This window comes from Klebsiella africana (assembly GCF_020526085.1).
GTDB lineage: Bacteria > Pseudomonadota > Gammaproteobacteria > Enterobacterales > Enterobacteriaceae > Klebsiella > Klebsiella africana.
In genome coordinates this window covers 2,578,280-2,604,692 of sequence record NZ_CP084874.1, presented here as the reverse complement: position 1 = coordinate 2,604,692, position 26,413 = coordinate 2,578,280, and the positions used below count along the sequence as shown (strand labels likewise).

The 26,413-nt window shown below is 54.1% G+C and carries 21 protein-coding genes and 3 pseudogenes; 9 read left to right on the top strand and 15 right to left on the bottom strand.

Annotated features, from left to right (window positions below; translation table 11 throughout):
- Window positions 1-61: 61 nt before the first annotated feature.
- The 11 genes from LGL98_RS12720 to LGL98_RS12670 all read right to left on the bottom strand — a co-directional run bounded on the left by LGL98_RS12720 (window position 62) and on the right by LGL98_RS12670 (window position 12,057).
- On the bottom strand, window positions 62-940 hold the full coding sequence (locus LGL98_RS12720) for an SMP-30/gluconolactonase/LRE family protein (protein ID WP_136034246.1): 879 nt from the start codon (window positions 938-940) through the stop codon (window positions 62-64).
- A 13-nt stretch (window positions 941-953) separates the two neighbouring features.
- On the bottom strand, window positions 954-2,291 hold the full coding sequence (locus LGL98_RS12715; protein ID WP_136034248.1) for an MFS transporter: 1,338 nt from the start codon (window positions 2,289-2,291) through the stop codon (window positions 954-956).
- Between the two features lie 135 nt (window positions 2,292-2,426).
- Window positions 2,427-3,617 carry a thiolase family protein gene (locus tag LGL98_RS12710; protein ID WP_136034250.1) on the bottom strand — a complete coding sequence of 397 codons (1,191 nt, stop codon included), beginning with the start codon at window positions 3,615-3,617 and terminating at the stop codon, window positions 2,427-2,429.
- A gap of 11 nt (window positions 3,618-3,628) precedes the next feature.
- Window positions 3,629-4,363, bottom strand: coding sequence for a 3-oxoacyl-ACP reductase FabG (fabG, locus tag LGL98_RS12705; protein ID WP_136034252.1), 735 nt, complete (start codon window positions 4,361-4,363; stop codon window positions 3,629-3,631).
- An 11-nt stretch (window positions 4,364-4,374) separates the two neighbouring features.
- Window positions 4,375-5,967, bottom strand: coding sequence for an acyl CoA:acetate/3-ketoacid CoA transferase (locus LGL98_RS12700; protein WP_136034254.1), 1,593 nt, complete (start codon window positions 5,965-5,967; stop codon window positions 4,375-4,377).
- Complete coding sequence (locus LGL98_RS12695) at window positions 5,964-7,520, bottom strand: class I adenylate-forming enzyme family protein (protein WP_023313172.1); 1,557 nt, start codon at window positions 7,518-7,520, stop codon at window positions 5,964-5,966. Before LGL98_RS12695 ends, LGL98_RS12700 begins: the two co-directional genes overlap by 4 nt.
- 222 nt (window positions 7,521-7,742) lie before the next feature.
- Window positions 7,743-8,132 (bottom strand): VOC family protein, encoded by a 390-nt coding sequence (locus tag LGL98_RS12690; protein ID WP_023313173.1) that lies wholly within the window; start codon window positions 8,130-8,132, stop codon window positions 7,743-7,745.
- A 1-nt stretch (window position 8,133) separates the two neighbouring features.
- The gene (fucP, locus tag LGL98_RS12685; protein ID WP_136034256.1) at window positions 8,134-9,468 is read right to left on the bottom strand and encodes an L-fucose:H+ symporter permease; all 1,335 of its coding nucleotides are present in this window, start codon (window positions 9,466-9,468) and stop codon (window positions 8,134-8,136) included.
- Window positions 9,469-9,504: 36 nt separating this feature from the next.
- Complete coding sequence (locus tag LGL98_RS12680) at window positions 9,505-10,446, bottom strand: ribokinase (RefSeq protein WP_136034495.1); 942 nt, start codon at window positions 10,444-10,446, stop codon at window positions 9,505-9,507.
- Window positions 10,447-10,457: 11 nt separating this feature from the next.
- Window positions 10,458-11,147, bottom strand: coding sequence for a D-allulose 6-phosphate 3-epimerase (gene alsE, locus LGL98_RS12675; protein ID WP_136034257.1), 690 nt, complete (start codon window positions 11,145-11,147; stop codon window positions 10,458-10,460).
- Window positions 11,148-11,256: 109 nt separating this feature from the next.
- Window positions 11,257-12,057: a DeoR/GlpR family DNA-binding transcription regulator gene (locus tag LGL98_RS12670; protein WP_136034259.1), complete on the bottom strand. Its 801-nt coding sequence runs from the start codon at window positions 12,055-12,057 to the stop codon at window positions 11,257-11,259.
- A gap of 363 nt (window positions 12,058-12,420) precedes the next feature.
- On the opposite strand from LGL98_RS12670, the gene deoC reads away from it, so the two are divergent.
- From deoC to gap, 7 genes and pseudogenes are all read left to right on the top strand, one after another.
- Window positions 12,421-13,170, top strand: coding sequence for a deoxyribose-phosphate aldolase (deoC, locus tag LGL98_RS12665; protein WP_136034261.1), 750 nt, complete (start codon window positions 12,421-12,423; stop codon window positions 13,168-13,170).
- 53 nt (window positions 13,171-13,223) lie between these two features.
- On the top strand, window positions 13,224-14,729 hold the full coding sequence (locus LGL98_RS12660; RefSeq protein ID WP_136034263.1) for a xylulokinase: 1,506 nt from the start codon (window positions 13,224-13,226) through the stop codon (window positions 14,727-14,729).
- A gap of 61 nt (window positions 14,730-14,790) precedes the next feature.
- Window positions 14,791-15,564, top strand: coding sequence for a DeoR/GlpR family DNA-binding transcription regulator (locus LGL98_RS12655; protein WP_032423508.1), 774 nt, complete (start codon window positions 14,791-14,793; stop codon window positions 15,562-15,564).
- Window positions 15,565-15,793: 229 nt separating this feature from the next.
- Window positions 15,794-16,183: pseudogene (locus LGL98_RS12650) on the top strand (alpha/beta hydrolase); the annotation flags it as partial.
- 199 nt (window positions 16,184-16,382) lie between these two features.
- Entirely contained in the window at window positions 16,383-16,754 is a 372-nt protein-coding gene (locus LGL98_RS12645) for a DUF2255 family protein (RefSeq protein WP_023313179.1), read from the top strand.
- A gap of 208 nt (window positions 16,755-16,962) precedes the next feature.
- A complete protein-coding gene (locus LGL98_RS12640; protein ID WP_136034265.1) occupies window positions 16,963-17,943 on the top strand; it encodes a GlxA family transcriptional regulator in 981 nt (326 codons plus the stop codon).
- A gap of 78 nt (window positions 17,944-18,021) precedes the next feature.
- A complete protein-coding gene (gene gap / locus LGL98_RS12635) occupies window positions 18,022-19,032 on the top strand; it encodes a type I glyceraldehyde-3-phosphate dehydrogenase (protein WP_023313181.1) in 1,011 nt (336 codons plus the stop codon).
- 420 nt (window positions 19,033-19,452) lie between these two features.
- On the opposite strand, the pseudogene LGL98_RS12630 reads toward gap, so the two are convergent.
- Window positions 19,453-19,618: pseudogene (locus LGL98_RS12630) on the bottom strand (hypothetical protein).
- 189 nt (window positions 19,619-19,807) lie between these two features.
- Here LGL98_RS12630 and LGL98_RS12625 point away from each other — a divergent pair.
- Window positions 19,808-20,422: pseudogene (locus LGL98_RS12625) on the top strand (helix-turn-helix domain-containing protein); the annotation flags it as partial.
- Between the two features lie 565 nt (window positions 20,423-20,987).
- On the opposite strand, the gene LGL98_RS12620 reads toward LGL98_RS12625, so the two are convergent.
- A complete protein-coding gene (locus tag LGL98_RS12620) occupies window positions 20,988-22,253 on the bottom strand; it encodes an aromatic amino acid transporter (protein WP_136034267.1) in 1,266 nt (421 codons plus the stop codon).
- A gap of 185 nt (window positions 22,254-22,438) precedes the next feature.
- Window positions 22,439-23,809, bottom strand: a complete 1,371-nt coding sequence (locus LGL98_RS12615; RefSeq protein ID WP_136034269.1) for a tyrosine phenol-lyase — start codon at window positions 23,807-23,809, stop codon at window positions 22,439-22,441.
- Window positions 23,810-24,540: 731 nt separating this feature from the next.
- On the opposite strand from LGL98_RS12615, the gene LGL98_RS12610 reads away from it, so the two are divergent.
- A complete protein-coding gene (locus LGL98_RS12610; protein ID WP_230362612.1) occupies window positions 24,541-24,750 on the top strand; it encodes a zinc ribbon domain-containing protein in 210 nt (69 codons plus the stop codon).
- 172 nt (window positions 24,751-24,922) lie between these two features.
- Here the strand turns inward: LGL98_RS12610 and LGL98_RS12605 are convergent, their stop codons facing one another.
- Complete coding sequence (locus LGL98_RS12605) at window positions 24,923-26,353, bottom strand: aspartyl protease family protein (protein WP_136034270.1); 1,431 nt, start codon at window positions 26,351-26,353, stop codon at window positions 24,923-24,925.
- Window positions 26,354-26,413: the final 60 nt, after the last annotated feature.

Below are 26,413 nucleotides of genomic sequence, written 5' to 3'. Positions count from 1 at the left end.
GATGTCAGGGTCAGAGTTATTCGCCGGGTATTATTGTTATCGCGGCGAGCCGGAGGTTTGCTTAGCCGGCAAAGCGCCGTTCCGCTACGCCGGTCACGCCCAGGTCGTAAATGGCGAACAGGCTGCCGCGCAGCTGATTATCTTCCGGGAAGCGCGGGAGGGGCGGCTGCGCCATGGAGGTGACGTACAGCACATCAAGGTTTTCGCCGCCGAACATCACGCTGGTCACTTTTTTCACCGGCATCTCAATGATGCGATCAACCTTGCCTTCCGGGGTATAGCGCACCAGCTTGCCCGCGTAGACCAGCGCGTTCCACAGATAGCCTTCGCTGTCCACGGTGGCGCCATCCGCCGCGCCGCCTTCGCTGCGATCGACATGGCAAAAGATCCGTTCGCCGGAAAGCTCGCCGGTCGCGGTGTTGTAGTCCCAGGCGCAGATTTCGCCCGTCCAGGTATCGGCAAAATAGAACGTCTCGCCGGAGGGGCTCCAGCAGGGGGCGTTAGAGACGATAATGTCTTTCTTCAGCACGTGCAGGGACAGATCGGCGTCCAGGCGATATAGCGCGCCGCTCGGTTCCTCTTCGCGCATATCCATTGACCCGAACAGAAAGCGTCCCTGACGATCGACTTTGCCGTCGTTGAGCCGGTTAAAGGGTCGGTCCGCTTCCGGATGGTGCAACAGCGTCAGCTCGCCGCTGGCGAAGTCGAGCAGATGAACGCCATTCTGCAGCGCCACCACCGCGCCTTCGCCGTTCTGGCGCAGGGCGAAAGAGCCAATTTTCTGTCGCACGTCCCAGCTCTTGATCGCGCCGCCCTGTGCGTTGCAGGCGAACAGGCGCCCGTCGAGGCTGTCCACCCACCAAAGACGCTGCTGTTCGACATCCCAGACCGGGCTTTCGCCGAGTCGGGTTTTTAAATCCAGTAACACTTCAATGCGCATAATGGCCTCCTGATTACACTTTTTCGCCGTGGGCCTGTTTCACCGATACGGCGCCTGGGGATGAGGAACTTTTGAGAAACAGGGACACCAGCGCGCCGATAATCAGTAGCGCGACAGCGAACCATAAGCCGGACGTTGCCGCACCGGTGCGGTCCTCAAACGCGCCGAGAATAAACGGCCCGAGAAAGCCCCCGCACAGCCCGAGGCAGTTGAGCAGGCCGAAGCTGCCCGCCAGCATATGCCCGCTCATGATGGACGGGAGCCAGTTAAAGATGATGGATTGCATAGCGAAGAACATGAAAGCGGCCAGCGAGAAGCCAAGCAGCGCCACGCCGTGGCCGGCAATGGCGCCAATCGCCATACCGGTCGCCATGACCAGATATCCGGCCATCAGCATGCTGCGGGAACGCTGTTCCGTGCGGGCGAATCGCGGCAGCAGTATCCCGCCGGCGGCGGCGGCAATCCACGGAATGGCGGTCAGCAGACCGATCTGCAGCGGGGTAAGCTGGCCCCAGCTACCGATGATCCCCGGCAGGAAATAACTCAGGCCGTAAACCGAAAACTGGTGGGTAAAGTAAATCAGCACCAGCAACAAAAACACCCGGGTGGTCAGCGCGGTTTTCAGGGAAAAACGGCTCGGCGTATGGCGCGTCTCCTCGGCTTCTTTCTCCAGCACCGCAGTGATGGCCTGTACGTCGTCGCGGTTCAGCCAGCGGGCGTCGGCAGGTTTATCCGGCAGCCTGCGCCAGACGACGAACGCCAGCGCTATCGCAGGCAGCCCTTCGATAAAGAACATCCACTGCCAGCCGTGCCAGCCGGACATGCCATCAAGGCTTAATAACAATCCGCCCAGCGGCGCGCCGATAATATTGGCCAGGCAGACCCCCAGCAGGAACAGGCCGGTGGCTTTTGCGCGCTCTTCGCGGCCAAACCAGAGGGTCAGGTAGTAAATAATGCCCGGATAGAGCCCTGCTTCGGCGGCGCCGAGCAAAAGGCGCATCACGTAAAAGGAGGTAGGCCCGGTGACAAACGCCATACCGCAGGAGATGATCCCCCAGGTAATCATAATGCGCGCTATCCAGCGCCGTGCGCCAACGCGGGTTAAAAACAGATTGCTGGGGATCTCCAGCACCGCATAGGTGAGAAAGAACAACCCGGCCCCGAGGCCGAATGCGGTTGCGGAAAGGCCAATATCCACCGACATGGTCGCTTTCGCCATGCCAATATTGGTACGATCAATAAAGCTGATGATGTACGCCACGATAAGCAGTGGCATCAAATGGCGGTAGATTTTTTTATGGGTGCGTTGCAGCTGCGTCCCGTTTACCGCCTTTTCATTTATTGCGGACATGGTTATTATTTCCCCGTATTCGTGGTCAGAAGCCTTGCCGGGATCGCGTCGATCCCGTTCGTCAGCTCACAGGTTGTCGCCGGGTGCTGACCCGAACGACGCCCGGCCCGAAGCCCCACTTCGGGCCGTCTTTCCCTAAGCGCCTTCGCGCTCGAACAGCATAGAAATCCCCTGGCCACCGCCGATGCACATGGTGACCAGACCAGTGCGTGCGCCGCTGCGCGCCATTTCATACATCAGTTTGACCGGCAGGATCGCACCGCTGGCACCTACCGGGTGGCCGAGGGCGATCGCGCCGCCGTTGACGTTAACGCGGGCCGGGTCGAGACGCAGATCGTTCATCACCGCCAGCGCCTGAGCGGCGAAAGCTTCATTGAGTTCTATTAAATCGATGGACTGCACGTCTATATTGAGACGGTCCATCAGGCGTCGGGTCGCGGGAGCGGGGCCAAACCCCATAATCTCTGCCCCGCAGCCGGCGACAGCCCAGCCGCGAATGCGCATGCGCGGGGTTAAGCCGCGTTTTTCCGCCTGCTGGCGGGTCATCATCACCAGCGCCGCTGCGCCGTCGTTAATGCCCGATGAATTGGCCGCCGTCACTACGCCGTCGGCTTTAAACGCCGGACGCAGCGTGGCGAGCTTTTCGCGCGGGGTATCGCGCGGATGTTCATCGGTCGCAAACAGGCGGGTCGCTTTTTTGCCGTCCGGCACCTCAAGGGCCAGGATCTGCTCGCGAAAGCGACCCTCCGCGATCGCCTTTAGTGCCTTCTGCTGGCTCGACCAGGCAAAATCGTCCATCGCTTCGCGGGTAATACCGAAGCGTTGCGCGACGTTTTCCGCGGTGATGCCGTTGTGATAAGGGCCTTCCGGCCAGGTAAGAATGGAGATCAGGCCATCTTCCAGCTCGCCATGGCCCATGCGATAGCCATCGCGCGCTTTACGCAGGTAGTAGGGCAACTGGGTCATATTTTCAGTGCCGCAGGCGACGACCACCTCGGCCTGGCCGCTTTGCAGCTGCATCATGCCGTCCGCCAGGGCCTGAAGTCCGGAGCCGCACTGGCGGTTAACGGAATAGGCAGTGCTCTCCTGCGGGATCCCCGCGCGCAGCTGACAGATGCGCGCGATAAAACCGCTTTCGGCGATTTGCCCGACGTTACCGACGATAGTTTCGTCGATATCCTGCGGCGCAATCCCGGCGCGGGCAATGGCTTCGCGAATGACGGCGGCCCCAAGGTCATGCTGATGGGTATGTTTAAGACTGCCGTTAAATGTGCCAATAGCGGTACGGACGCCGCTGACAATTACAATATCATTAGCCTGGGTCATTGTTTTTCTCCTTACAGCACCATGCCGCCGCCGACGTTAATCACTTCACCATTGATATAGCGCGCGCCATCGGACGCCAGAAACGCCACGCACTCGCCGACGTCTTTCGCCTCGCCGGCGAAACCCGCAGGGATTTTACCGATCATGATTTGCCAGACGTTTTCCGGAACGCCGCGCGTCATGTCGGTATCGATAAAGCCCGGGCAGATGGCATTCACCGTGACACCTTTTTTCGCCAGTTCGCGGCAGGCGGTTTTGGTCATTCCCACCACGCCGGCTTTTGACGCCGAATAGTTGGTTTGCCCGACGTTGCCAAGCCAGCTGGCGGAAGCGATATTGATAATGCGGCCCGCACCACGCTCGCGCATGCGGATAGCGGCCTGCTGCATACAAAGAAAAGTGCCTTTCAGATTGACGTCAATTACCGTGTCCCAGTCCGCTTCGGTGAGTTTATGCAGCATGGCGTCGCGGTTAATTCCGGCGTTATTCACCAGAATATCTACCGGGCCAAACGCCTCTTCGGCCTGGGAAAACAGCGCTTCGACCTGCGTTTTTTCTGCGATATTGCAGCTGATAAACTGCGCCTTTGCGCCCGATTCGCGCAGGGAAGCGGCGGCGGCTTCGCCATGCGCATCACGATCGGCGATAATCACTCGCGCGCCTTCCCGCGCAAGTACCTGGGCAATGCCAAAGCCGATGCCGCGTGCGGCGCCGGTGACAATGGCGGTTTTACTGGCAAGTTTCATAGCAACGTTCCTTATGAGTCAGAGGATGAATTTCGGGACAGATGTTGCGCGAGGCCGCAGGGCGGCGGGGCGAACAAACGACTGTCCAAAACCTGAAGATCTGCGGCGATCGCCGGACGAAAATCCATATGCGCCAGGATGTCGCGCTCAAGATCGATACCAGGGGCGATTTCCGTCAGCACCGGTCCTTCCGGGCGCAGTTCGAAAACCGCCCGTTCGGTGACGTAATGCATGGTTTGTCCTTTGGCGCGGGCCAGTTCGCCGTTGTAAGAAATCTGGTTTACCCCGGCGACGAATTTACGCACCTCGCCTTCGCGGCGGATGTGCAGCGCCCCGTGTTCACAGGCGATCTCCAGCCCTTTGGCGGTAAACGAGGAGCAGAACACGACGTGGCGGGCATTCTGGGTGATATCGATAAAACCGCCCGCGCCGGGGCAGGATGCGCCGAGCCGTGTGGCATTGACGTGCCCGTGCGGGTCCATCTCGCCAGCGCCCATAAAGGTGATATCGACCCCTGCGCCGTTGTAGTAGAGCATTTGATCCTGGTGGCTAATCATCGCGCTCAGATTACGGCCGATACCGAAATCCACGCCACCCGCCTGCTGCCCGCCGTAGATCCCTGACTCGACGGTGATGGTGACCTGCTCGCCGAGCTGTTCCTCGTGAATGATGGCGCCAATCACGTCATTGGGAATACCGGTGCCGAGATTGATGACGCAGCCGGGGGTCAGATAGCGGCAGGCAATCCGCCCGATAAGCTTGCGCAGGTCCAGCGGCAGCGGTGCATTCTGCGCGGCGGGCAGCTGGATATCGCCGCACAGCGCGGGGTCGAAGGCCCAGCTTGAAGTCTGGCGGTGATCCGTCTGCGGATCTTCGCACACCACAATGGCGTCGATCAGGTTGCCGGGAACGGTGATGCTTTTCGGATGCAGCGAGCCTTTCGCTACGCGATATTTCACCTGCGCCAGCACCTTCGCCCCATAGCGTCTGGCGGCGAGAACGGCGTGCAACACTTCCAGCTTCATCACCTCTTCATCGGTCGTGAGGTTGCCGTCTTCATCAGCATGGGTGCCGCGCACAATGACCACGTCCAGAGGAAGGGCTGGATAAAACAGATATTCGTCGCCGCGAAACGTGACATGCTCGATCAGATTGGGCTGTTCGCGGGTGCGGGCGTTCATCCTTCCGCCCTCTATGCGCGGATCGACAAAGGTACCGAGACCGACGGGGGAAAGCCGCCCCGGCAGTCCGGCGGCCATCGCGCTATAGAGATGGACGATCTGTCCCTGCGGCAGACACCAGGCTTCCACTTCGTTGTTGTTGATCATCGCCATCCAGCGCGGCGCCAGCCCCCAGTGCGAACCGATAAGGCGGGTCACCATACCCGGATGGGCGAAGTGCTGGATGCCGCGCTGGCGATCGCTTTGCCCCGCGGCATGCAGCAGCGTCAGGTCACGCGGTTCGCCTGCGGTTAGAAAGCGCGCTTCGATGGCGCTTAAAATGGACTCCGCCGCGCCGATAAGCGTCATCCCGACGGTACAGACGGTGTCGCCGCTGGCGACCCACCGCGCCGCCTCATGGGCGTCGATAAATTTGCTGCTCACTTTTTATCCTCCGTTGATAGCGTGATGATGGATTCTGCGAGACGCGTTTTGAGCTGCTGTTTACTTACTTTGCCGTTGTGGGTACGCGGTAAAACACGGGTGAAAATAATCCGCGCCGGCAGCTTAAAGCGGGCGATTTTGACCTTCAGCCAGTCGAGGATCTCTTCGCTGGTCAGGTGATGCTGGCCGTCCGGCACGATAAACGCCACGGGCTCTTCGCCGTAGACCGGGCTGGGGGTCGGGATGACGGCCACTTCCCGTACTCCCCGGTAGGTAGAAAGAATGTTTTCCAGCTCCAGCGAATAAATTTTCTCGCCGCCGCGATTGATCATGTCCTTGCTGCGGTCTTTGATGTACAGCCAGCCTTCGTCGTCGAGATAGCCCAGATCGCCGGTACAAAACCAGCCCTGCGCATCGCAGCTCGGGCGTCGTTCGCTGTGCTGCCAGTATTCGCGGATCACCACATCGCCTTTTAACCAGATATGTCCGATTTGCCCGGCGGGCAGGGGCTCCTGACGATCGTTGCGGATGGTAATGGCGAGACCCGGGATCGCCTGACCTGAACTGCCGCATTTATCGCTGCCCCAGACGTCGCCCGGAAAAATCGTCGCAGGCGAGGTCGTTTCAGTGAGGCCGTAGATTGGCTGAATCGCGGTATGCGGGAACAGGGTTTTTAACTCCTTGATCAGTCCATCGCTCAGGTGGCCCGCGCCGCAGGCAATCGTGCGCAATGCTGGAAAATCGCCGGGATGGCTGGCGCTCTGCTCGCGAGCAGCCTGGCAAAGGAGGATAAAAATGGTGGGCGAGCCGTGCAGAAAGGTAATGTTTTGCTCGCGCAGGGTGGTGATCACCTGCGGGGCGTTGAACCGATGCTGTAGCCAGATGCTCGCGCCGAGGCTAATAAACAGCGCCAGCAGCGCCGACAGGCCGGTGATGTGGTAGATAGGCACCGCCAGAATGGTGCTATCCGCGGCGCTGAGATTCAGTTTTTGCGTATAGGCGTCAATCGCGCAGAGCAGGTTATTGTGCGTGATAATCGCCCCTTTAGGCTCTCCGGTGGTGCCGGAGGTGAACATCATCACCGCTGTATCGTCACGATTCACCGGGACCGGCGGGTGGGTCAGCGGTTCGGGAAGACAGAGCGCCTGCCATTCGCTGAGTGAAACCGCGCGCGCGTCGGGGGTGTGTTTCAGCCAGTCCTGCACGGTCCCATCGAACAGAACAACCCGGGGAGCGATATGACCTACCAGCGCCTCGCTTTCGGCCTGCTTAAGCTTGGTGCTGAAAGGCACGACTTCGATGCCCAGACCCAGCGCGGCAAAAAGGACTTCGCAAAAAGCGGGATGATTCCCCCAGGCCAGCAGAATACGGTCGCCTTTGCGCAGCGACCAGCCGCGATCAAGCTGCGCCATCGCCCGCTGAACCCGCAGATGAAAATCGCGGTACAGATAGCGCTGATCCTCAAACGCCAGCGCCAGGGCATCCGGGCTGCGGGCGGCGCTGTGGCTCAGGGCCTGGTACAGATTCTGGAAGTCGGCGGAGGTGCTGTTCATGTGTCTCTCCTGATAACGCGTATTGAGTAGGAGTAGTCTGGGGAAATTCAGGAGAGGAAATTGCCGAATGGCTCACAATAGAAAATCAACAAAACAGAAGCAATTTTGTAACATTGCACAATGGGCTGGAGAGGCCGGCGGCGGCGATATAGTCATAGGAAGTTATCTTTTAGACCCGTGGTAACCGGGTCTAAAAGAGAGAAGGGGGATCAGCTCTGCCGCTTAGTGTTGACAGGCATCGAACTCAAGCCGTTCGCCATCGGGGCCGCGAATAAGCAGAAAGCGCACGTTGTCTTCTTCTGTTGGCCCTTCGTCGATCGGATAACCGAGCTCTGCCAGCCGCTGTTGCACCGCATCCAGATCGCTGACTTCCAGCGCCAGATGATCGATACCGCAGCGAGGGGCATCAAAGGGCGTTCCAGCGGGAAGCTGGTACAGCTCGAGCACGGCGCCCGCCATTTCCAGGAACGCGACTTCTATTGTGCCCTGCGGTGAGGGTTTGCTGAACCGCTGCTGGCGCTGAAATCCCAGCGGTTCATAGAAGGCAAGCGAACGCGTTAAGTCACTGACCTGATAGCCAATATGAGCAATCGTGTTGATAAGTTCGCGCATGTTATACCCCCTTACGCACGCACCAGAAGCCGTAGAAAGCGACATACACAAAGCACAGAAGCGGAGCGACAAAGGCGATTTGCATATTGCCGCCATTCATATCCGAAATAATGCCCATCACCAGCGGAATAACGGCCCCGCCGATAATCGACATCACCACGATCGAGCCTGCGGTCTGGGTATCTTTCCCCATTCCTTTGATCACCAGACCAAAGTTCGTCGGCCAGCATGGCGCCATACAGAAGCTGACCAGAATGAGCGCATAGACCGCCAGCATTGAACTGCTGAATACGGCAATCAGTAAAAGGGCGGTGGCGGCCAGGGCAAAGGTACCGAGCAGCATTGCCGGATTCAGGCGGTTCATCAACCAGGTGGCTACGGTTTTACCCACGGCATAAATCACCAGCGAAGCCAGCAGCCAGTAAGTCGCGGAATGCTCGCTGGTGCCCTGCTGCACGAGCTGCACAAAGCGAATCGTGAAGCTCCATACGCCAACCTGGGCGCCGACGTACAAAAACTGCGATAGGATCCCGAGGCGAAAGCGCGGGATAGCAAACAGGCGTTTCAGCGTCGGCCCCATGCTTTCCGTCGGGAGTTGCTGTTGTTGAGAGAGCGTGCCCTTGCACGACGGAAATTTAATAAACACGAACACCAGCGCCAGCACCACCAGTACGGAGCCGATAATTAGATAGGGCCCGACCACCTGACCGACCATCTGATGGCGTGCCACATCTGCGGCGGCGGCGGGCATCGCCAGCAGTTGTTCATGGCTCGGATCGTTTTCGCCAAAGACCATCACCTGGCCAATCAGCACGCCGGAAATCACGCCCAGCGAGTTGAAGATCTGCGAAAAGTTAATGCGCTGGGTGGAGGACTGAATCGGGCCCAGCAGGCTGGAGTAGGTATTTGCCGACGTTTCCAGAAAAGAGAGTCCGCAGGCGATCACCCCCAGGCAGGCGAGGAACGCGCCGTAGGTCATGATCTGTGCGGCGGGAACGAACAGGAAGCAGCCGAGGGCGTACAGGCACAACCCGATAATAATCGCCGCTTTATAGGAATAACGCTTAATCAGCGCCGCCGCAGGCAGGGCGACAAAAAAGTAGCCGAGGAAAAATATCGACTGCACCAGCGCCGTCTGGGTATCCGTTAAATCGAAGCCCTTTTTAAACTGGGCGATCAAAATATCATTCAGGTTGCCCGCCATCCCCCATAGCGCAAACAGGCAACAGACCAGTAAAAATTGCAGCCAGGGGGTATGGGGTAAATACGCACTGGTGTCCAGTTTTTCTTTCTGGACCGCTGCGGTATCAACCTTATCCGTAATTAGCGTACTCATTGAGCTATCCTCTTAATGGTTTTTATACAGTAGGGTTTATGCCATTTCATAATCAGCGGTGGCACGGAGAAGCCGTTCCTGTGCCTCCAGGTACTCAGGTAAAGATGAAGCGCCTTGCTTTTCGACACTGACGGCGGCATAGGCCGCGGCGAATCGAGCTGCGGCCTGCAGCGGTTCCCCGCAGGCCAGCCGCGCCGCCAGGGCGCCGTTGAAGGCATCGCCCGCACCGGTAGTGTCTCGGGGGTGAGAAGGAAAGCAGGGAATAGGGGATTTCACCCCCTGCTCGCTCAGCAGGGCGCCGCTGGCGCCGAGAGTGATAATGACGTTGCGCGCGCCCTGAGCATGCAACACGTCGGCGGCCTCAGCCGCGGCCGCCAGACTGTCAACCCGGCGTCCGGTCATTAACCCGGCCTCCGTGGCGTTCGGTGTAAGTAAATCCACTTTGCTAAGAAGGGCGCGCTCAACGGGCTGCCAGGGCGCGGGATTGAGCATCACCAGGGCCCCGGCTTGTTTGCCGGCGTCTACGACCTGTTCAATGGCGGAAAGATTGTTCTCCAGCTGAACCAGAACCACATCCGCGCAGCCGATAGCGGGAATACAGCTGGCGATTTCATCCTCGGTCACCGTCATATTCGCGCCGGGATCGACAGCAATCATGTTTTCGGCATCGTTGCCGGCAACATAAATCAGCGCATTGCCGGTGGGGACCTCTTCGGCAACCAGCAGCGTCACGGCATTGAAGCCCACGCCTTTCAGATGACGGCGGGCAAAATGGCCGAAGGTGTCATTGCCGATCTTGCCGATATAGTGGACGTTTGCCCCCGCTTTCAGCGCGGCGGTGGCCTGGTTCGCCCCTTTACCCCCGGCGCTGGTTATACTTCCGCAGGCCACTAACGACTCGCCGGGTACCGGAAAGCGATCCACCCGGGCGACCATGTCGAAATTGAATGACCCAAAAACACAGACTTTTCCTGACATCATTCGCTCCTCTATACCAGTTCGGGGGCGCGCAGCGCGGCGGACAGATCGCGGGACATGGTTTCCCAGGCCTGCTCGATGGGCATGTCCGGGCGGAATAAACCGCTACTGCCCATCACCAATATCTGCGCCCCGGCGCTCAGCAGCGCGCGGTAGGTGTTGCGGTTACAGGAGCCGTCGACTTCCAGCAAGAAGCGGAGGCTGCCGGTCTCTTTGAGCTGATGAAGCTGCGTGATTTTGGCGAGCATTTCAGGAATAAACGGCTGACCGGCATAGCCTGGGTCGACGGTCATCACCGTGACCTTATCGAGCAGATGCAGATAGTGCTGGATGCTCTCAACCGGCGTGGCGGGATTAAGCACCATGCCCACCTTTTTCCCTGCCTGACGAAGCAGATTGATGATCCGGAAGGCTTCGCGGCAGATGGTTTCCGGATGCAGTGAAATGGCGTCTGCGCCGGCGTCTATCAGCGCCGGGATAAACGAGGCGGGCTCTTCGACCATCAGGTGGACATCGATGGGAAGCGAGGTGTAGGGACGGATCTGCGCTACAAAGCTGGCCGACAGCGCCAGATTTTTGACATAGTGCCCGTCCATGATGTCGACATGCAGCCTGTCGGCTTTGCTGTTTAAAAAGTGCAGCTGTTCCGTTAGCTTCATCATGTCCATACACATCAGCGAGGGAGAAAGGTAATAACGCATAAGGCCTCATTTATTCCGGTAGTGGCTGATTTCAGGCAAAGTCTGGCCCTGCCGCGGTAAGCAGCGTTTCGACATTGCGCGTATTAACCGTCACGTCATGACGGTGTACTCAGGCGATGTGCAGGCTGACGTTATGCCAGGTCATCTCTTTTTCCAGCAGCGGGTCAACAAACTTTTCGGTCACCAGACAGTCCAGCTCGCCCAGCCCGCCGACGCGCGCGACGCCTGTTCGCCCCAGCTTGCTGCCGTCGACCAATGCCACGGTCTGACGGGCGGCGAGCAGCATCTGTTTCAGCAGGGCGGCATGGGCTTGCGTACCCGCATACAAGCCGCTATCGCGCTCCAGCCCCTGGCAGGAGAAAAAGAGCGTATCGATGGCATACTCGCGCAGCGTTCGTGAGGCGGTTTCCCCGAAGAACGACTCTTCGGTCGGGGAGAAATCGCCCCCCAGCCCGATGAGATGCAACGAGCGTCGGCTCATCAGGGTCTGTAAGATGCGAATGGAGGGCGTAATCACCGTTAACGCCATCTCCGGCATCTGCCGGGCCAAAAACCAGCTGGTGCTGCTGCCGTCCAGGACAATGGTCTGTCCCGGCTGGAGAAACTGCAGTGCTTTACGGGCCACGCGCATTTTGCCTTCGCTGTGCAGCAGCGTTCTGTGCTGAAAGCTGCCCTGGCTATCTTCGACTGGCAGGGCGGATGCCGCCGCCCGGGACGCCGGCAGCGGATTTTCCGCCGCCAGCGCTCCGCCGTGGCTCCGGGTTAAGATGCCTTTGCGTTCCAGCTCGCTCAGATCTCGGCGAATCGTTTCCCTGGAGACCCGAGTCGCTTGCGCAATCTCATTCACGCGCATGACGCCGCGTTGGCCCAGCAGTTCAACAATCAAACGATGACGTTCCAGCGGCAACATAGCTCTCTCCTGAAGTACATAATCAGATTAACGTTCCCTTACGCAGGGCGTTGAGACCTCGGGAATGTCCCACGAAGGCAAGCTTTCCGCAGCCGAACACTGTGATAGCGCCCGCATTTCGCATCACTTTCGCCAGCGGTTTTCGCTATTTCGTCCGTTATTCAGGCATAAACAAAAACAAACAAAAATAAATGCAATAGTGTCTTTGCGCCCGTTTATGCCCGATTACGCCCACTCTGCAAGGGTAGCGTTCATTTCATGCCTGCTAATTAAAAACAAATGAAAATAAAAAAATGCTAATTTGATCACGTTATTTTCATTTGATGCGTTTTTAAATGGATTAAGGCCAGATAAGAGCATTAAATGAAAGCAATTAAAAACAAAGAGCAGGATAAAACCATGAATGAAACAACCCGTCGTTTTGCACGTTTAGTTGATCTGAGCGCAGTCCAGGCCACCAGTACCGAAGCGGACGTTCGCGCCTGCGCCGAGCTGGCTACCCGCTACAACATTATTTCCGTCCACGTTCTACCTTGCTGGACGCGTTTTCTGAGTACGTTGCTGCCGCAGCAGGGGACGGGAGAGGTGATGATTGGCGGGCCGGTCGGCTTTCCCGGCGGCGGGCATGCCACCGATACCAAGGTTCAGGAAGTGCGGCAGCTGATTGCCGACGGCGCCCGTGAAGTGGATATGGTCGTGAATATCGGCAAAGTGCTCTCTGGCGATTATGACTATGTCCGCGAAGATTTGCGCCGCGTGGTGGAAGCCGCTGCCCCGGTACCGGCCAAAGTGATACTTGAAACGCACTATCTCAATGAGGAGCAGATTCGCCGCGTGTGTGAAATTGCCGTAGAGGTGGGGATGAAGTGGGTCAAAACCTCTACCGGCTGGGCGCCCACCGGCGCTACGGTGGAAAAAGTCAGCATCATCGCCGACCAGCTTAAAGGCCGAATCGATATCAAAGGCGCCGGAGGCATTCGCGATTTGGCCACGGTGCGCGCGCTGTACCAGCTTGGCGTGCGCCGCTTTGGTATGAGCCATGGCGCGGTAACCAAGGTGCTGGCTGAACTGGAGCAGCACCCGGAACGTTTTCCCGAGCTGAACGCCGATTAAACTGAGAGACCGCGGGCCTGATGGCCCGCCTTAAGACGTCACCGGAGTTAGTGATGAAAGATAAAATACTCACGATTGATGTTGGCACTGGCAGTACCCGCGCCGCTATTGTGCGCATTGACGGCGCGATGATCGGCTTTGCGCAAAGAGAGTATGAGCAAACCACGCCGCGTGCGGGTTGGTCAGAACAGGCCCCGTCTTTATGGTGGCAGGCCGCCTGCGACTGTATACGCGAAGTGCTTTACCGCTATCCTGAAACGGCAGCGCAGATTGCGGTTATTGGTGCCTGCGGACAGATGCACGGCACCGTCCTGCTGGACGACCGTGGCGAGCTGGTGGAGGATAGGGCGCTGCTGTGGAATGATAAGCGCAGCCAGCCGCAGGTTGACGCCTTTAACGCGCGCGAAGGTTGGGAAAAGTGGCTGGCGCATTTGAATAATCCGCCCGCGGCAGCCTGGCCCGCTTTCAAGTTAGCCTGGTGGCGCGAACATTATCCGGAACGCTGGTCACAGCTCGCCAACGTATTAATGCCGAAGGACTATATTAATTTCATGCTGACCGGTGCCATGGCGACCGATTATAGCGAAGCGTCGTGCTATTTCCTGATGGACAGCGAAACCCGTAGCTGGTCTTCGCAAGCCTGCGAAACGTTTGGTCTACGGGTCGACCAGCTCCCGGAGATTAAACTTTCCAGCGACGTAATCGGCCAGGTGACGCCGCGTGCAGCCGACCTGACGGGCCTGCCGGCGGGTATCCCGGTGGTTGCCGGGACGTCGGATATGGCGGCCTCTCTGCTGGGCTCGGGTGTGTATGAACCGGGGATGGCGTCTGATTCAACCGGCACGTCGACGCTGATAACGGTGGTGTCGCCGCGGCCGTTACACCATCCGCTGGTTAATAATCTTCATCTTGCCAACGCCGCCTGGGGCGGATTTACCATCCTCGATGCCGGCGGCGATGCCGTCCGCTGGGCGCGGCTGGCGCTTGCCGATAACCAGATTACGCATCCACAGCTTTTACAGGAAGCGGCGGCGGTGCCGGCGGGGGCAGAAGGGCTGCTGTTTCTTCCCTATCTGACGGGAGAACGTCTGGCCGAACACACGAACTCGCGGGCACAGTTTTTTGGCCTGCAGCGCAAGCATTGCCGCGGTCATTTATTCCGCGCCGTTCTGGAAGGGGTGGCCTTCGCGTCCTGGCGCAATCTTCGACAGTTGCAGAAGTGCGGGCAGTATCCGCAACAAATGATCGCTTCCGGCGGCGGCGCGCGCAGCCCGTTGTGGCTTGAAATCAAAGCCGCAGCGTACAATCTCCCAATATTATCTACGCGTAATCAGGAGAATGGCGTCACCGGATGCGGTATTATCGCCGGGGTTGGCGTAGGGTTGTACGCCGATTTTGCCAGCGGCGTGCGGCAAACGGTGCAGTTCGACAAACTGATCTCGCCGGATCCCTGTCTGCGGGATTATTACCAGGCCTGCTGCGAGCTTTTTGATACGCTGTACCGGCAATCCGCCGCCTTATACGACAGGCTGGATGCGCTCAGCGTAGGACCCGATTGATACGCAAAGGTAAGCCAGCGCCGCGACGCGCGTAACGTGTAGTAAACAAGAGAGAGGCAGAATGTTTGCAGAAGAAAGACAGGAGAAGTTACTCGGTATTCTCAGGGAAAAACGCAAAGTTGCTGTTTCTGAGATGTGTGACGTCTTTAATGTATCTGGTGCTACCATTCGTGCCGATCTCCGCCAGCTGGAAGAGGAGGGGTTGCTGACCCGAACCCACGGCGGAGCCGTTCTTCGTACCCGGGCGAGCTTCGAACAGGCGTCGGACGCCCGCGAAATTGTTAACCTCAGCGCGAAAGAACGGATCGGCCAGCGCGCGGCGGCGCTGGTTGAGGATGGCGATATTATCGTGCTGGATACCGGTACCACGACGCTGCATATTGCGCGCAATATTCGTGACAGACAGAACGTCACGGTGGTTACCAATGATTACCAAATCGCCCGGGAGCTTGAGGCCAGTGCCTCGATTCAAACGATTCTGCTGGGGGGGATCGTTAAGAAGGGATACCACTGCGTGGTGGCGATCAACGGACGTTCCATTCTCGACACACTAAACGTCGATAAAGCATTTATGGGCACCAATTCGCTGTCGCTGAAACACGGCGCCTGCGTGGCCGATATCATGCTGGCAGAAACGAAACGCGGCATGGTGGAACACGCCAGTCAGGTGATTATTGTCTGCGACTACAGCAAGCTGAATAACACCTCGCTTGCCCAATTTACCGCAGCAGATCGCATTGACACCGTAGTGGTGGATCGTCTGCCTGATGACGTTCAGGCGTATCGTAATGCTGGCATTCAGGTGATTTCTCTGGATGAAGAGGAGCATCTTTAGTGCGCTGCTGTGACGTTGTCACTAACCAGCGCGCCGTAAAACCTCGTGGTTCAGGGCTTGGATAAAGGTTCGGCTATTCCACTCTCGTAGCGGGAGGATAGCAAAGATCATGCATGGTATGAGCCGCGTAATGTTAAAAGGCCGTATCATCGGAACAACGCGAGCAGGCGTAGGAGAAGAAGAGTCTTCAGCGCAGGGAAGCTGCGGCAAACCGGCAAACCGGCATACCGGCATACCGGCATACCAGCCAGCCTATAATAAACTGAAGGGCGGTGAAGCACAGTTCCTCGTGGACTATGCGGACTACTACATGACTAAACGCGGCTATCATCCCCGAGCCGTCAACTCTGGCAATTCATGGTCCGTGACAACGCCGATGGCCTTTATGAATTTCCCGCTCATGACCTATATTAAGGAAATTTCTCCGCGCCCGATCCTGTTCATCCATGGTGAAAAGGCGCATTCGCTTTACTTCTCCAAAACGGCTTATGAAGCGGCAAATCAGCCAAAAGAGCTGCTGATTGTAAATAATGCTACCCATGTCGATTTATATGATCGTATGGACAAGATCCCGTTCGATAACATCACTGCATTTTTCAACAAAAATCTTAATAAGTAAGCCATAGCACCATCCGGTGTTTTCAGATGCAGTATCTGTGCGACAAACGACAGATACTGCTCTCTGAGCATAGGGTGTGAAGTATTCTATTGTTACTGGTAAACCGGGCAATAACTTCTGATGCGATGTTAATTTCCGAATATTATCGAGTTAATCCTGCGACAGAAAAAAGCAACCGCATATGAAAGAGGAGAGGTAGATGTACTGGAGTCCTGAAGTATTAACAAGAATAGATGCGGCCGACGACCTGAAAATCGCTCCGTATCATCCCGATATGAATACGACCGGTACGCCGACATGGATTTGGGAAGTGAAGGTGGACAACCGACTTTTCGTCCGAGCCTATAGTGGTACCCGTTCAAAATGGTATCAGGCTGCATTGTCCCAGCAGGCAGGTAAGATACTGGCTATCGGACAGGAATTCGACGTACTGTTCGCAAAACCCTCGGACCCTGAGCTTGAAAGTAAAATTGATCAGGCTTACCTGAAAAAGTACTCCGGCAGCAGCTATGTTTCCGCAATGACAGGGATACGCGCCAGGGCAGCCACGATTGAGATTCTACCTTCGTGATGTCCTGTCAAAGTGATGCTGCCTGTACTGTGAGGCAAAATCTACCTGTTTAACGTTCATCTCCCTGAAACTGAAGGCACGTATGAAACCACTCTTTCCGAGCCTTCAGGTTTTTACATCCATCAGAATCCAGTGCTTTCGACAGTAAATATTTATTCTTTGAGTGTGTTTTGTTGACTTATTCTGTAAAAAGATTACTTTTCAGGACATGAAAAAGATACTTATTATTGTACCCGATGGCGGCATGCTGTTTGAATCCGCCGGTATTGCTGACATTCTGATGCAGGCCAACCGCCTGCACCCGGAAGGTACCCGGGAAATCTGCTACCAGGTCAAGCTAGCGACAACTCAACCGCATCAGGTTATCCATGGTCAGTCCGGTTTAAATCTGCTGGCCGACCATCGTCTGCATGAGATTGACCCTCGCGAGCCCCTCGATACCATCATGATTACCGGCAGAGGTCAAAACCCGCAGGAGGGTATGGCGGTGGTTGACTGGTTGCGCCTTGCCGCTCCCCATGCCCGCCGCATAGCCTCCATTTGCGGCGGTGCGATGCTGCTGGCGCAAACTGGACTGCTTGACGGCAGACGGGCCACTACCCACTGGAAGCTGCTGGAAACCATGCAGGCGGAATTCCCGCAGATCCGCGTCGAGGGCGGGCCGCTCTATATTCAGGACGAACATATCTGGACCTCTGGCGGGGTCAGTTCCGGCTTTGATCTTACGCTGGCGATGGTTGAAGAAGATTACGGCTTCAGCCTGGCGCGCGATATCTCCCAGGACTTCGTCATGTATCTGCGTCGCCCCGGAGGCCAGCTACAGTTTAGCCGCTATAACCTTCAGCAAACCACCTCCCAGGGCCCGATTAACGATCTGCTGGCGTGGTTGCTCGAAAATCTCACCGCCGACCTCAGCGTAGATAAGCTGGCGGAAAAAGTCGCCATGAGTCCGCGAAATTTCACCCGCGTCTTTACCCGGGAAACCGGCGCTTCGCCAGCGCGGTACGTCGCGGAAGCCCGCCTGGCCGCCGCGCGGCAGCGTTTGGAGCAGACTCACGAGACGCTGGATCGTATCGCCGAGCAAACGGGATTTGGCAGCAGTATTAACCTGCGACGCTTGTTTGAGAAACAGCTTAACCTCACTCCAGGTGAATATCGTCAACGATTTCACTGTCGCAAAATGGCGTAAAGTGATCCTTTTTTGTCATTTACGCCATAACCCGTCCGTCCTACTCTGACTCCAGCGATAATCGATAAGGAGTTAATTATGGTAAAGGTCGGTATTAACGGTTTTGGCCGGATCGGACGCAATGTACTGCGCGCAGCACTGGATAATCCGGATATTCAAATTGTGGCAATCAACGATTTGACGGACAGCAAAACGCTGGCGCATCTGCTGAAATATGACTCACTGCTCGGTAAACTGGATGCAGAGGTCACCGCTGATGAAGGGGGGCTTGTTGTTGATGGTAAACCCATTACCGTATTCAGTGAACGCAACCCGGCCAGTATTCCGTGGCGTCAGTGTGAAGTCGACATCGTTATTGAGGCTACAGGATTATTCACTGACCGTGAAAAGGCAGCTGTACATATCCACAGCGGTGGCGCGAAGCGCGTGATTATCTCTGCTCCTGGTAAAAACGAAGATTTAACCATTGTAATGGGCGTTAATGAGAGCCTCTACTCACCGGATAAACACTACGTGATAAGCAACGGAAGCTGCACCACCAATGGTCTTGCACCTGCTGCGCAGGTTCTGCACCAGCATTTCGGTATTAAACATGGTCTGATGAACACCACCCATGCCTATACCAACAGCCAGGCGCTGCACGATCAGCCGGAAAAAGATCTGCGCGGGGCTCGCGCCGCCGCATTGTCGATTGTTCCTTATTCCAGCGGTGCAGCAAAGGCTCTGGGTAAAGTTATTCCTGAGCTGGATGGCCGTTTAACGGGATACTCACTACGCGTCCCTGTGCCAGTAGTGTCCATTGTTGACCTGACCGTCACGCTTGAGCGAGATGTGACGGTCGAAGAGGTGAACAATGCTTTTCGCGAAGCCGCCGCAACAGGACCGCTGAAAGGGATCCTGGGTTATAGCGATGAACCGCTCGTCTCCAGCGATTACCAGGGAGACCCACGCTCGTCGATTATCGACGGCCTATCAACGCTGGTGATTGGCGGTAATATGGTCAAAATTCTGGCGTGGTACGACAATGAATGGGGATTCTCTAATCGTCTCGTTGATCTGGCATTGATGATGGCAAAGCGTGAAAGCTAATCCACTGTGTGTTGTATTCATCTGTAAAAGTATAAGCAGTTCAGCTGGATGAAAAGTGGCTCGAGTATCATTCATAGATGAAACATAACAAATCTTTCTGACCGCGATATAAAAGCATAAATGTCCGAGAGAGCATTTATGCTTTTTCGGCGATGAACGGAATTGCGATATGTTGTGGCCAGGTACTTCCTGGTGGTAGCTAATCACCAGATACAAGGAAAGGGGGAGGTGAGGCAGAGCCTGTCAACATAGAAGCCGGCTGCGTAGGGCTTCAGTACACTATTCAACTTCAGCTGGCGGTTCTGTTTATGGTCGCGATGGCACTCGCCATTTGAGTGCGGAAACGAAGCTGGCGTCTTTTTGAGAATCACGTCTGTGGCTGATCAAGCCCGGTTGATACACACTGCAGGCGGCGCGCTATCAAATGAGTATTTCATCTGGCATCCCGTGACGCGTTCGGTTAGAAAATGCAACAGGCAGTAAGATATGCCGGACAGTACAAGCAGCAGGTGTGGCTGAATGAATTTCCCTGGCTGTTACTGTAGGAGAACAGGCTGTAGTGGGCGAAGTGATTGTTAAAAGCCATGCTTGATTTATCACCTCGAACATTTTGCCTTATAGCGCAGCATTCACGTGCATGAAAGGAATGACGGTCATAGTGTTGATGTGGGAAGAGGCAGCTATCAAAGATGACGTTATTGAGTACGACATTCCATTTAACATAATATACATTATGCGCACTAATGTCGTACTAGTTAAGTTGTGACGTCTGGGCATGGATAAGTCCCCATCAAAGGATTCTGATGACGGATCATGCAGCGGCATTTTTACTTTAGATGAAGTCAACCGACTCAAAATCATTCAAGACGTTGTTGACCGGCGGCTGACTACTCAGATGGCCGCGCAGCTTCAGGGTATTTCCGACCGCCAGTGCCGACGCCTTCTGTTGCGTTACCGTGAATCTGGCCCGCCTGGTATGGCTAACCGCCGTCGTGAAAAACCCAGCAATAACCAGCTGCCTGATGGCCTTGCACAGTACGCGCTCAATATTATACGAGAACGCTATACCGACTTCGGGCCGACGCTGGCGTGTGAGAAACTCGCAGAACTGCATGATGTTCACCTGTCCAAAGAGATTGTCCGTTCACTCATGGACAAAGCCGGTCCCTGGCTCCCTCGCAAACAACGTGCGCCGAAAATTCAGTAGCCACGTTATCGCCGGGCTTGCTGTGGCGAACTGATCCAGATTGTTGGCTGCGACCATCACTGGTTCGAAAAACTTGCGCCCGCCTGTACCGCACTGGTCTATATCGACGATGCGACGAGCCGCCTGATGCAGCTTCGATTTGTGAAATCGGAATCATCATTCACCTATTTGAGAGTTGCAAGGCCATCGGGAAATACATAGAGGTCTGGCACTATCCGGATGGACGAAAAGTACTAACTCAGGCTTAACGGCGTTGCTCTTCCCTACTCCACTTATGATCGCTGTCGGAAGTCGACCAAAGAGCATAAGTGCCATAGAATGAAATCTGCTTTATAAATGCTGTATACCGGTAAGCTGTCAGATGACCAAAAAGATTTACACCGCAGAAGAAAGGTGAAAACGCGCCGGCCCTTTTAAGGAAAAACTCAACGTTTTACAATAGCGCTACGGTCTTAACAGAGGAAAATAGTATGTTGTTCTGGAAAAAGATGGTGCAGAGAATCGACGTTTTTGCTGCGTTGCTCGCACCACGCTACTTCCGGGTGTAAACCTAATGAGCCCGATAAGTACGGCGCTATCGGGCACAGATACCAGCTTAACGTTGGCAGGATCTTTTTCGGCGCAACCTGCATATATGTAATATTTCCCCCCACATGCGCAGCAAGGTAAACCGGTGAACCAGAGGAGATTGCCAGCGGAGTAAGGTCAGAAACATAGGGCCTCCTGTCTTGTATATCTCAGGCCAATGCTAACGAAACGTTGGCAGTAAACCAAAAACATCCAGCACCACCGTCAAGTAAACAATGCCTCCACAGACGATAATCAGATTGAGAACGACATTACTGCATGGCGCGGTATATATCGCAGTGGCGAAACGTCGACGCGCGGCCTTCACCAGGAACGGCGGCAGGATCACGCTCCAGATAGTAAACGCCAGTCCAGCGTAGCCAATCGCATGGACAAAGCCATTCGGGAAAAAGACACAGACGGCGGCCGGTGGAAAGTAAGTCACTAGTGCGGTTTTCAAGCGCCCCATGCCGTTATCCTGGAAGTGGAATAAATCGGCAATGTAATCAAACAGGCCAAGCGTTGCCGCCAGTAGAGAGCTGGCCACGGCGAAGTTACCGAAAAAAGTGAGGATCAGATCCATATAACGGCTGGAAAACAGGCCGCTGATCGCCTCGACAAAAACATCAATATTACCCCCTTTAGCAATGATCGGCGGAAATTCTGCGCGACTGATATTGCCCATGGTCACCGCCAGCCAGAAGACATATAGCAGGACGGCGAACAGTGTTCCTATAATAATAGACCGCGTAATATTTTGAATGCCGTCCGTGCCATATAGTTTAACCAAGCTGGGTACATTGCCGTGAAAACCAAATGAAATGATGCAAAATGGTAACGTCATCAGGATATACGGCGCATATTGCGCATTGGGTAATGCAAACGCCACGCTGTCCACCAACTTCGCCACTTCAATGTGCCCAACCAGTCCAGAAAAGGTGGCAAAAAAAGCAACAAACTTACCAATAATGAGAATAGTGGTGATCCGACCGACTAACAGTGAGCTATACCACGCGATCGCGCCGACCAGGATACTTACAACAATCACGGAAATACTGGCAGGCAAACGAAAATTGCTGTATTTAAACACCGTTTGAGCCATTACCGCGGACGATCCGGAAATATAGGCATAGGTCAATATATATAGAACGAAACCAAAAGCGATACCGACAACCACGTTCCATTTTTGACCCAGCAAATCCTGAGTAAAAGTATTGAAACTGGCACCCGCGCCGTAGTGAAGATTCACTTCAACCAGCATCAGTCCAGTTAATAACATCATAACGGCAACAGCAAAAAGAATAACAGTGGCACCGGGGAACCATACCCCAGACATGGCAATCGGTAGAGAGAACATCCCACCACCAACCACGGTAGCAATGACGAGCATCGTACCGCTGGTTAGACCGGGAGTACCACTCTGTCGTTCAATGGTATTAATATCCATAATAAATGTTCCTGTTGACTAATATTTATAGTTACGGCTGTCATGTATACATCTTCGGATAATAAGATATTGAAGTCAGGTTTGTATTTTTTATATATACCACGATTACAGAAAGTGAAATGACTTTCTGTAGCGGAGAATAAAGACCAAAAAGCCCCATCTATTGATGGGGCCAGTCAGAACATTTAGATATAATCAAAACGAGCAGTAAAGAAACGAAGCTGCTTAGGTTCATAAATAAACTTCAGCCCACGGATATCTTCTTTGTGCTGGTAGAGTTTAATAATACCGTCCGCCACTATATCCATATGCGCATAAGTATAGACACGACGTGGGATGGTCAGCCGGACCGTTTCCAGTTTCGGACGGTGGTGATCGCCCGTCTCTTTGTTTCGACCCGCAGAGATAATGCCGCGCTCCATGCTACGAACGCCGGTTTCCATGTAGATACTTGCCGCAAGACTCTGCGCCGGGAACTGGTCCTGTGTCAGATGTGCGCAGAAGCGTCGGGCATCCAGGAATACAGCATGGCCGCCAATCGGTTCAACGATCGGCACGCCAGCCGCTTTCAATTTATCGCCCAGGTAGCGAACCTGCTTCACACGATGCTCAATGTACTCAAACTGCATCGCTTCGCGCAAACCGATCGCCATAGCTTCCATATCACGCCCAGCCAGACCGCCATAAGACGGCATCCCTTCGTAAACGACCACCAGTTCTTTTGCCGCAGAGAACATCTCATCATCGTTCATGCACAGGAATCCGCCGATGTTAACCAGGCAATCTTTTTTGCCGCTCATGGTGCAACCATCAGCATAGCTAAACATCTCATGAACGATATCTTTGATGCTCTTGTTTTCGTACCCTTCTTCCTGCTCTTTAATGAAGTACGCGTTTTCAACGCAGCGGGTCGCATCATAGAAAATTTTAATACCGTGTGCGTGAGTGATTTCACGGACTGCACGCATGTTGGCCATGGAAACGGGTTGCCCCCCTGCCAGGTTCACGGTGACGGCCAGACAGATATAGGCAATATTTTCAGCACCCTTTTCGTCAATCAACTTCTGTAATTTTTTAAGATCAATGTCACCTTTAAAAGGGATATTTAAACCCGCATCGTGCGCTTCGTCACGAACGATATCGACAAACGTCGCACCATTCTTTTCCTGATGATAACGCGTCGTAGTAAAGTACATATTACCAGCAACATATTGTCCAGGTTTAATAGCCAACTGAGACAACAAGTTTTCTGCACCACGTCCCTGGTGAGTAGGAACAATATGCTTAAAGCCAAAAAGTTCCTGAACGGTTTTTTCCAGATGATAAAAGTTTTCGCTGCCAGCATAAGCCTCGTCACCGATCATCATCCCGGCCCACTGCTTATCGCTCATCGCGTTGGTGCCGCTATCTGTCAGCAGATCAATATAAATATCTTTGGAATTTAACAGGAAAGTATTGTAACCCGCTTCCTGCATTTTCTGAATGCGTGCATCACGAGAAATCATCGATACAGTTTCAACGCTTTTAATACGGAAGGGTTCTGCCGGATAATTCATGTTATTTCTCCAGTTAACAGTGTTTATGTTCGTATTAATGTGAGGTAAAACATGCCCGTTTCATCAGTGAACGCTGATGAAATATTATTTACCGTCTCCGGTAGCCGGGGGCGGATGTAATTTAAGGGCACTATGCAAGAATTTATTGATGAAGGGAATACTTAGAGCGACATTCAATGACGGTCTTAATTTAATAAGCTGTAAAAGTGAGTGATATAAATCACATGGTTTCTTTTTAACCATTCATATTCAATGAGTTATTTTTTTCACTTTTATTTAGAGTTTGAGGTTCTCGACAATTGATGTGTCGCCGCTCTGAAAACTTTACTTTCCAGCCTAAGTAACTCATGCCCTGGCAAATGAGTACCCATACAGTTTGTGCGAGAATGATCACTCTATGGGCTTATTTTTGTGACTGAAATCACTAGCATCGTAAAGAAAAGTGTACACTTAAGCGTTGTTTCACAGATTGTGATTTGCTTCCGTGAATTTCATTACAAATTCTGGACTGTTTTTGGAAATAGCATTTATTGTCAGCCACTCCCGCCCTACAAATCTGCGATAAACATGCCGGCCCGGCAGCGTTGTGCGACGAACTTGTGCTGCAGAATGTTTTGATCGGGAACGCTATATGCTGAGCTGAAACACGGTATGTTTAGCTAATAATCAATTAAAAGAAGGAGCGCTTTATGACACAGCACGAACAGTTTTGTCAGGCCTGCGGAATACCGATGTCCGCACCTGATGCGCAGGGTGCCAGCGAAAAATATTGCGCCTACTGCAGCGACAGCGACGGTAATCTGAAGTCCTGGGAAGAGGCGGTATCCAGCCTGGCGGGGTTTCTCGATTCATGGCAAAAAGTTGGCAAAGAAGAATCGCGCAAGCGGGCAATACGCTATCTGACAGCAATGCCCGCCTGGGCACATAAAGCAGACGAGTAAGCCGTTTCTTCTTTATCTTTGCTGAAGGCGGATCCCCTCCCCTGAACGTGTTTGCTTTGTATCGAGATTTCTGAAATCGGCATACCGTGCAACAGCCCGCAACAAGCGGGCTTTTTTTATCTGACACGTGTTACAGGCGCACAAACGCAGGCACGAAACGTTACGTATTCGGTTACTGAAATGTCATCATCATTGCGTCAAAATCAATGGTCCATTTGTAGTGCCTTAAAAACTGGTGACTGAGAAAACCATCCAGAATCATACCGGATTCAGTGAAATAGAGTTGTTCCGGTAACACGCCATAAAGGCCGGTTAACCCCTTCTGATGTAAAGCGCCGACAGAAACACTGTCGATGGGCAGCCGGGTTACAGCAAAACCGCCTCCGCCAAGCCCTCCTTTGTTGTCATCCGGCGCATAGCGCTCCCCTTCCTGCAGTTTCAACCCAGCATAATTTAGTGCTTCTTTCTGCAACAAAATTGAAGCGTCTGAATCGTCAAGGCCTGAATCAAGGAAGAACGTCATACCCTCCTTACCGTTGACTGCACCTTTGACTATCATAAAATGCGTTCCTTCAAGAATGAAGGGTATATGCGAGCCATCCCGTTCGGAAACCTCACGCTGACTGATTTTCCTTCTGGGCATCAGCACCAACTGCCGCTCTGGATAATCCATCGTGGTGAGAAACTGATGAAATACACCCGTGGATAAAATACCGTCGATATCTATTTTTTTACCCGTTCTTTCATCGGTGAAAACCCATGACTCAGGAAAATCTGCAATATCAACAGGAACATCATGTAATGTGACGTCTCCCAGACCCAATGTCTGCAGCCTGGAATGATTGATTTCTGCTGTCTTTCCGCCGGCATATGTCCCCGTGAAACTTGCCTGTGATGTAAGTCCCAGCGTCTTCGCCATTTCAGATTTGATAACAAACAAATCGGCTCCAGTATCTATGAAGACATTGACGGGTTGTCCGTTCACCATGACGGAGACTACGGGTAGATTATTCATCGAGATGAACGGAAGAACAGCCTTATCAGCTTTCCAGTCCAGTCTGTAAGGCTGGGCAGTGCCGAAGGAACTCATTAAAGTCAACAGGGCTATGTCATTTTTACTGAGAGATTTCAGTTGATCATCATCGAACAATTCTCTCGCCTTCGAATACTGACCGGTCTGATAATAGATATAGAGCAACTTGATGCGACTTTTCAGGTCTCTGGCGCCCTTTCGAAAAAGAGCCTCCGCCTGGACGTAATCCCCCTTTAAATAATGAACCACTCCCTGCGTATAAAGTGCATTGTTCGCATAATGCGGGTCGCTTAATAATGGTTTGAGATATTTTTCTGCTTTATCTAAATTGCCTGCTATTAGTTCATCTTGCATAATATCCCAGATCAGGGCCTTATTAGAAGGATCCGCGGAAAGACGTCTCTCCTTTAAAGCGATACGATTTAAATATTCACCACGATCTAGCCTCTCATCGTGACTTTTCATCGAGGTGCTTGCAGTCAGTTCCGTATTGGTACCCTTCTCAGCAGCAACGGTGATTAAAGGAATGAAAGAGAAAACAAATGATAACGCCAATAGCCTTTTAAACATGGTTGAAACTCCCTTCGGAAAAATCTAGTCACACTGTAGATGAGAACAAAGAAGATTTTT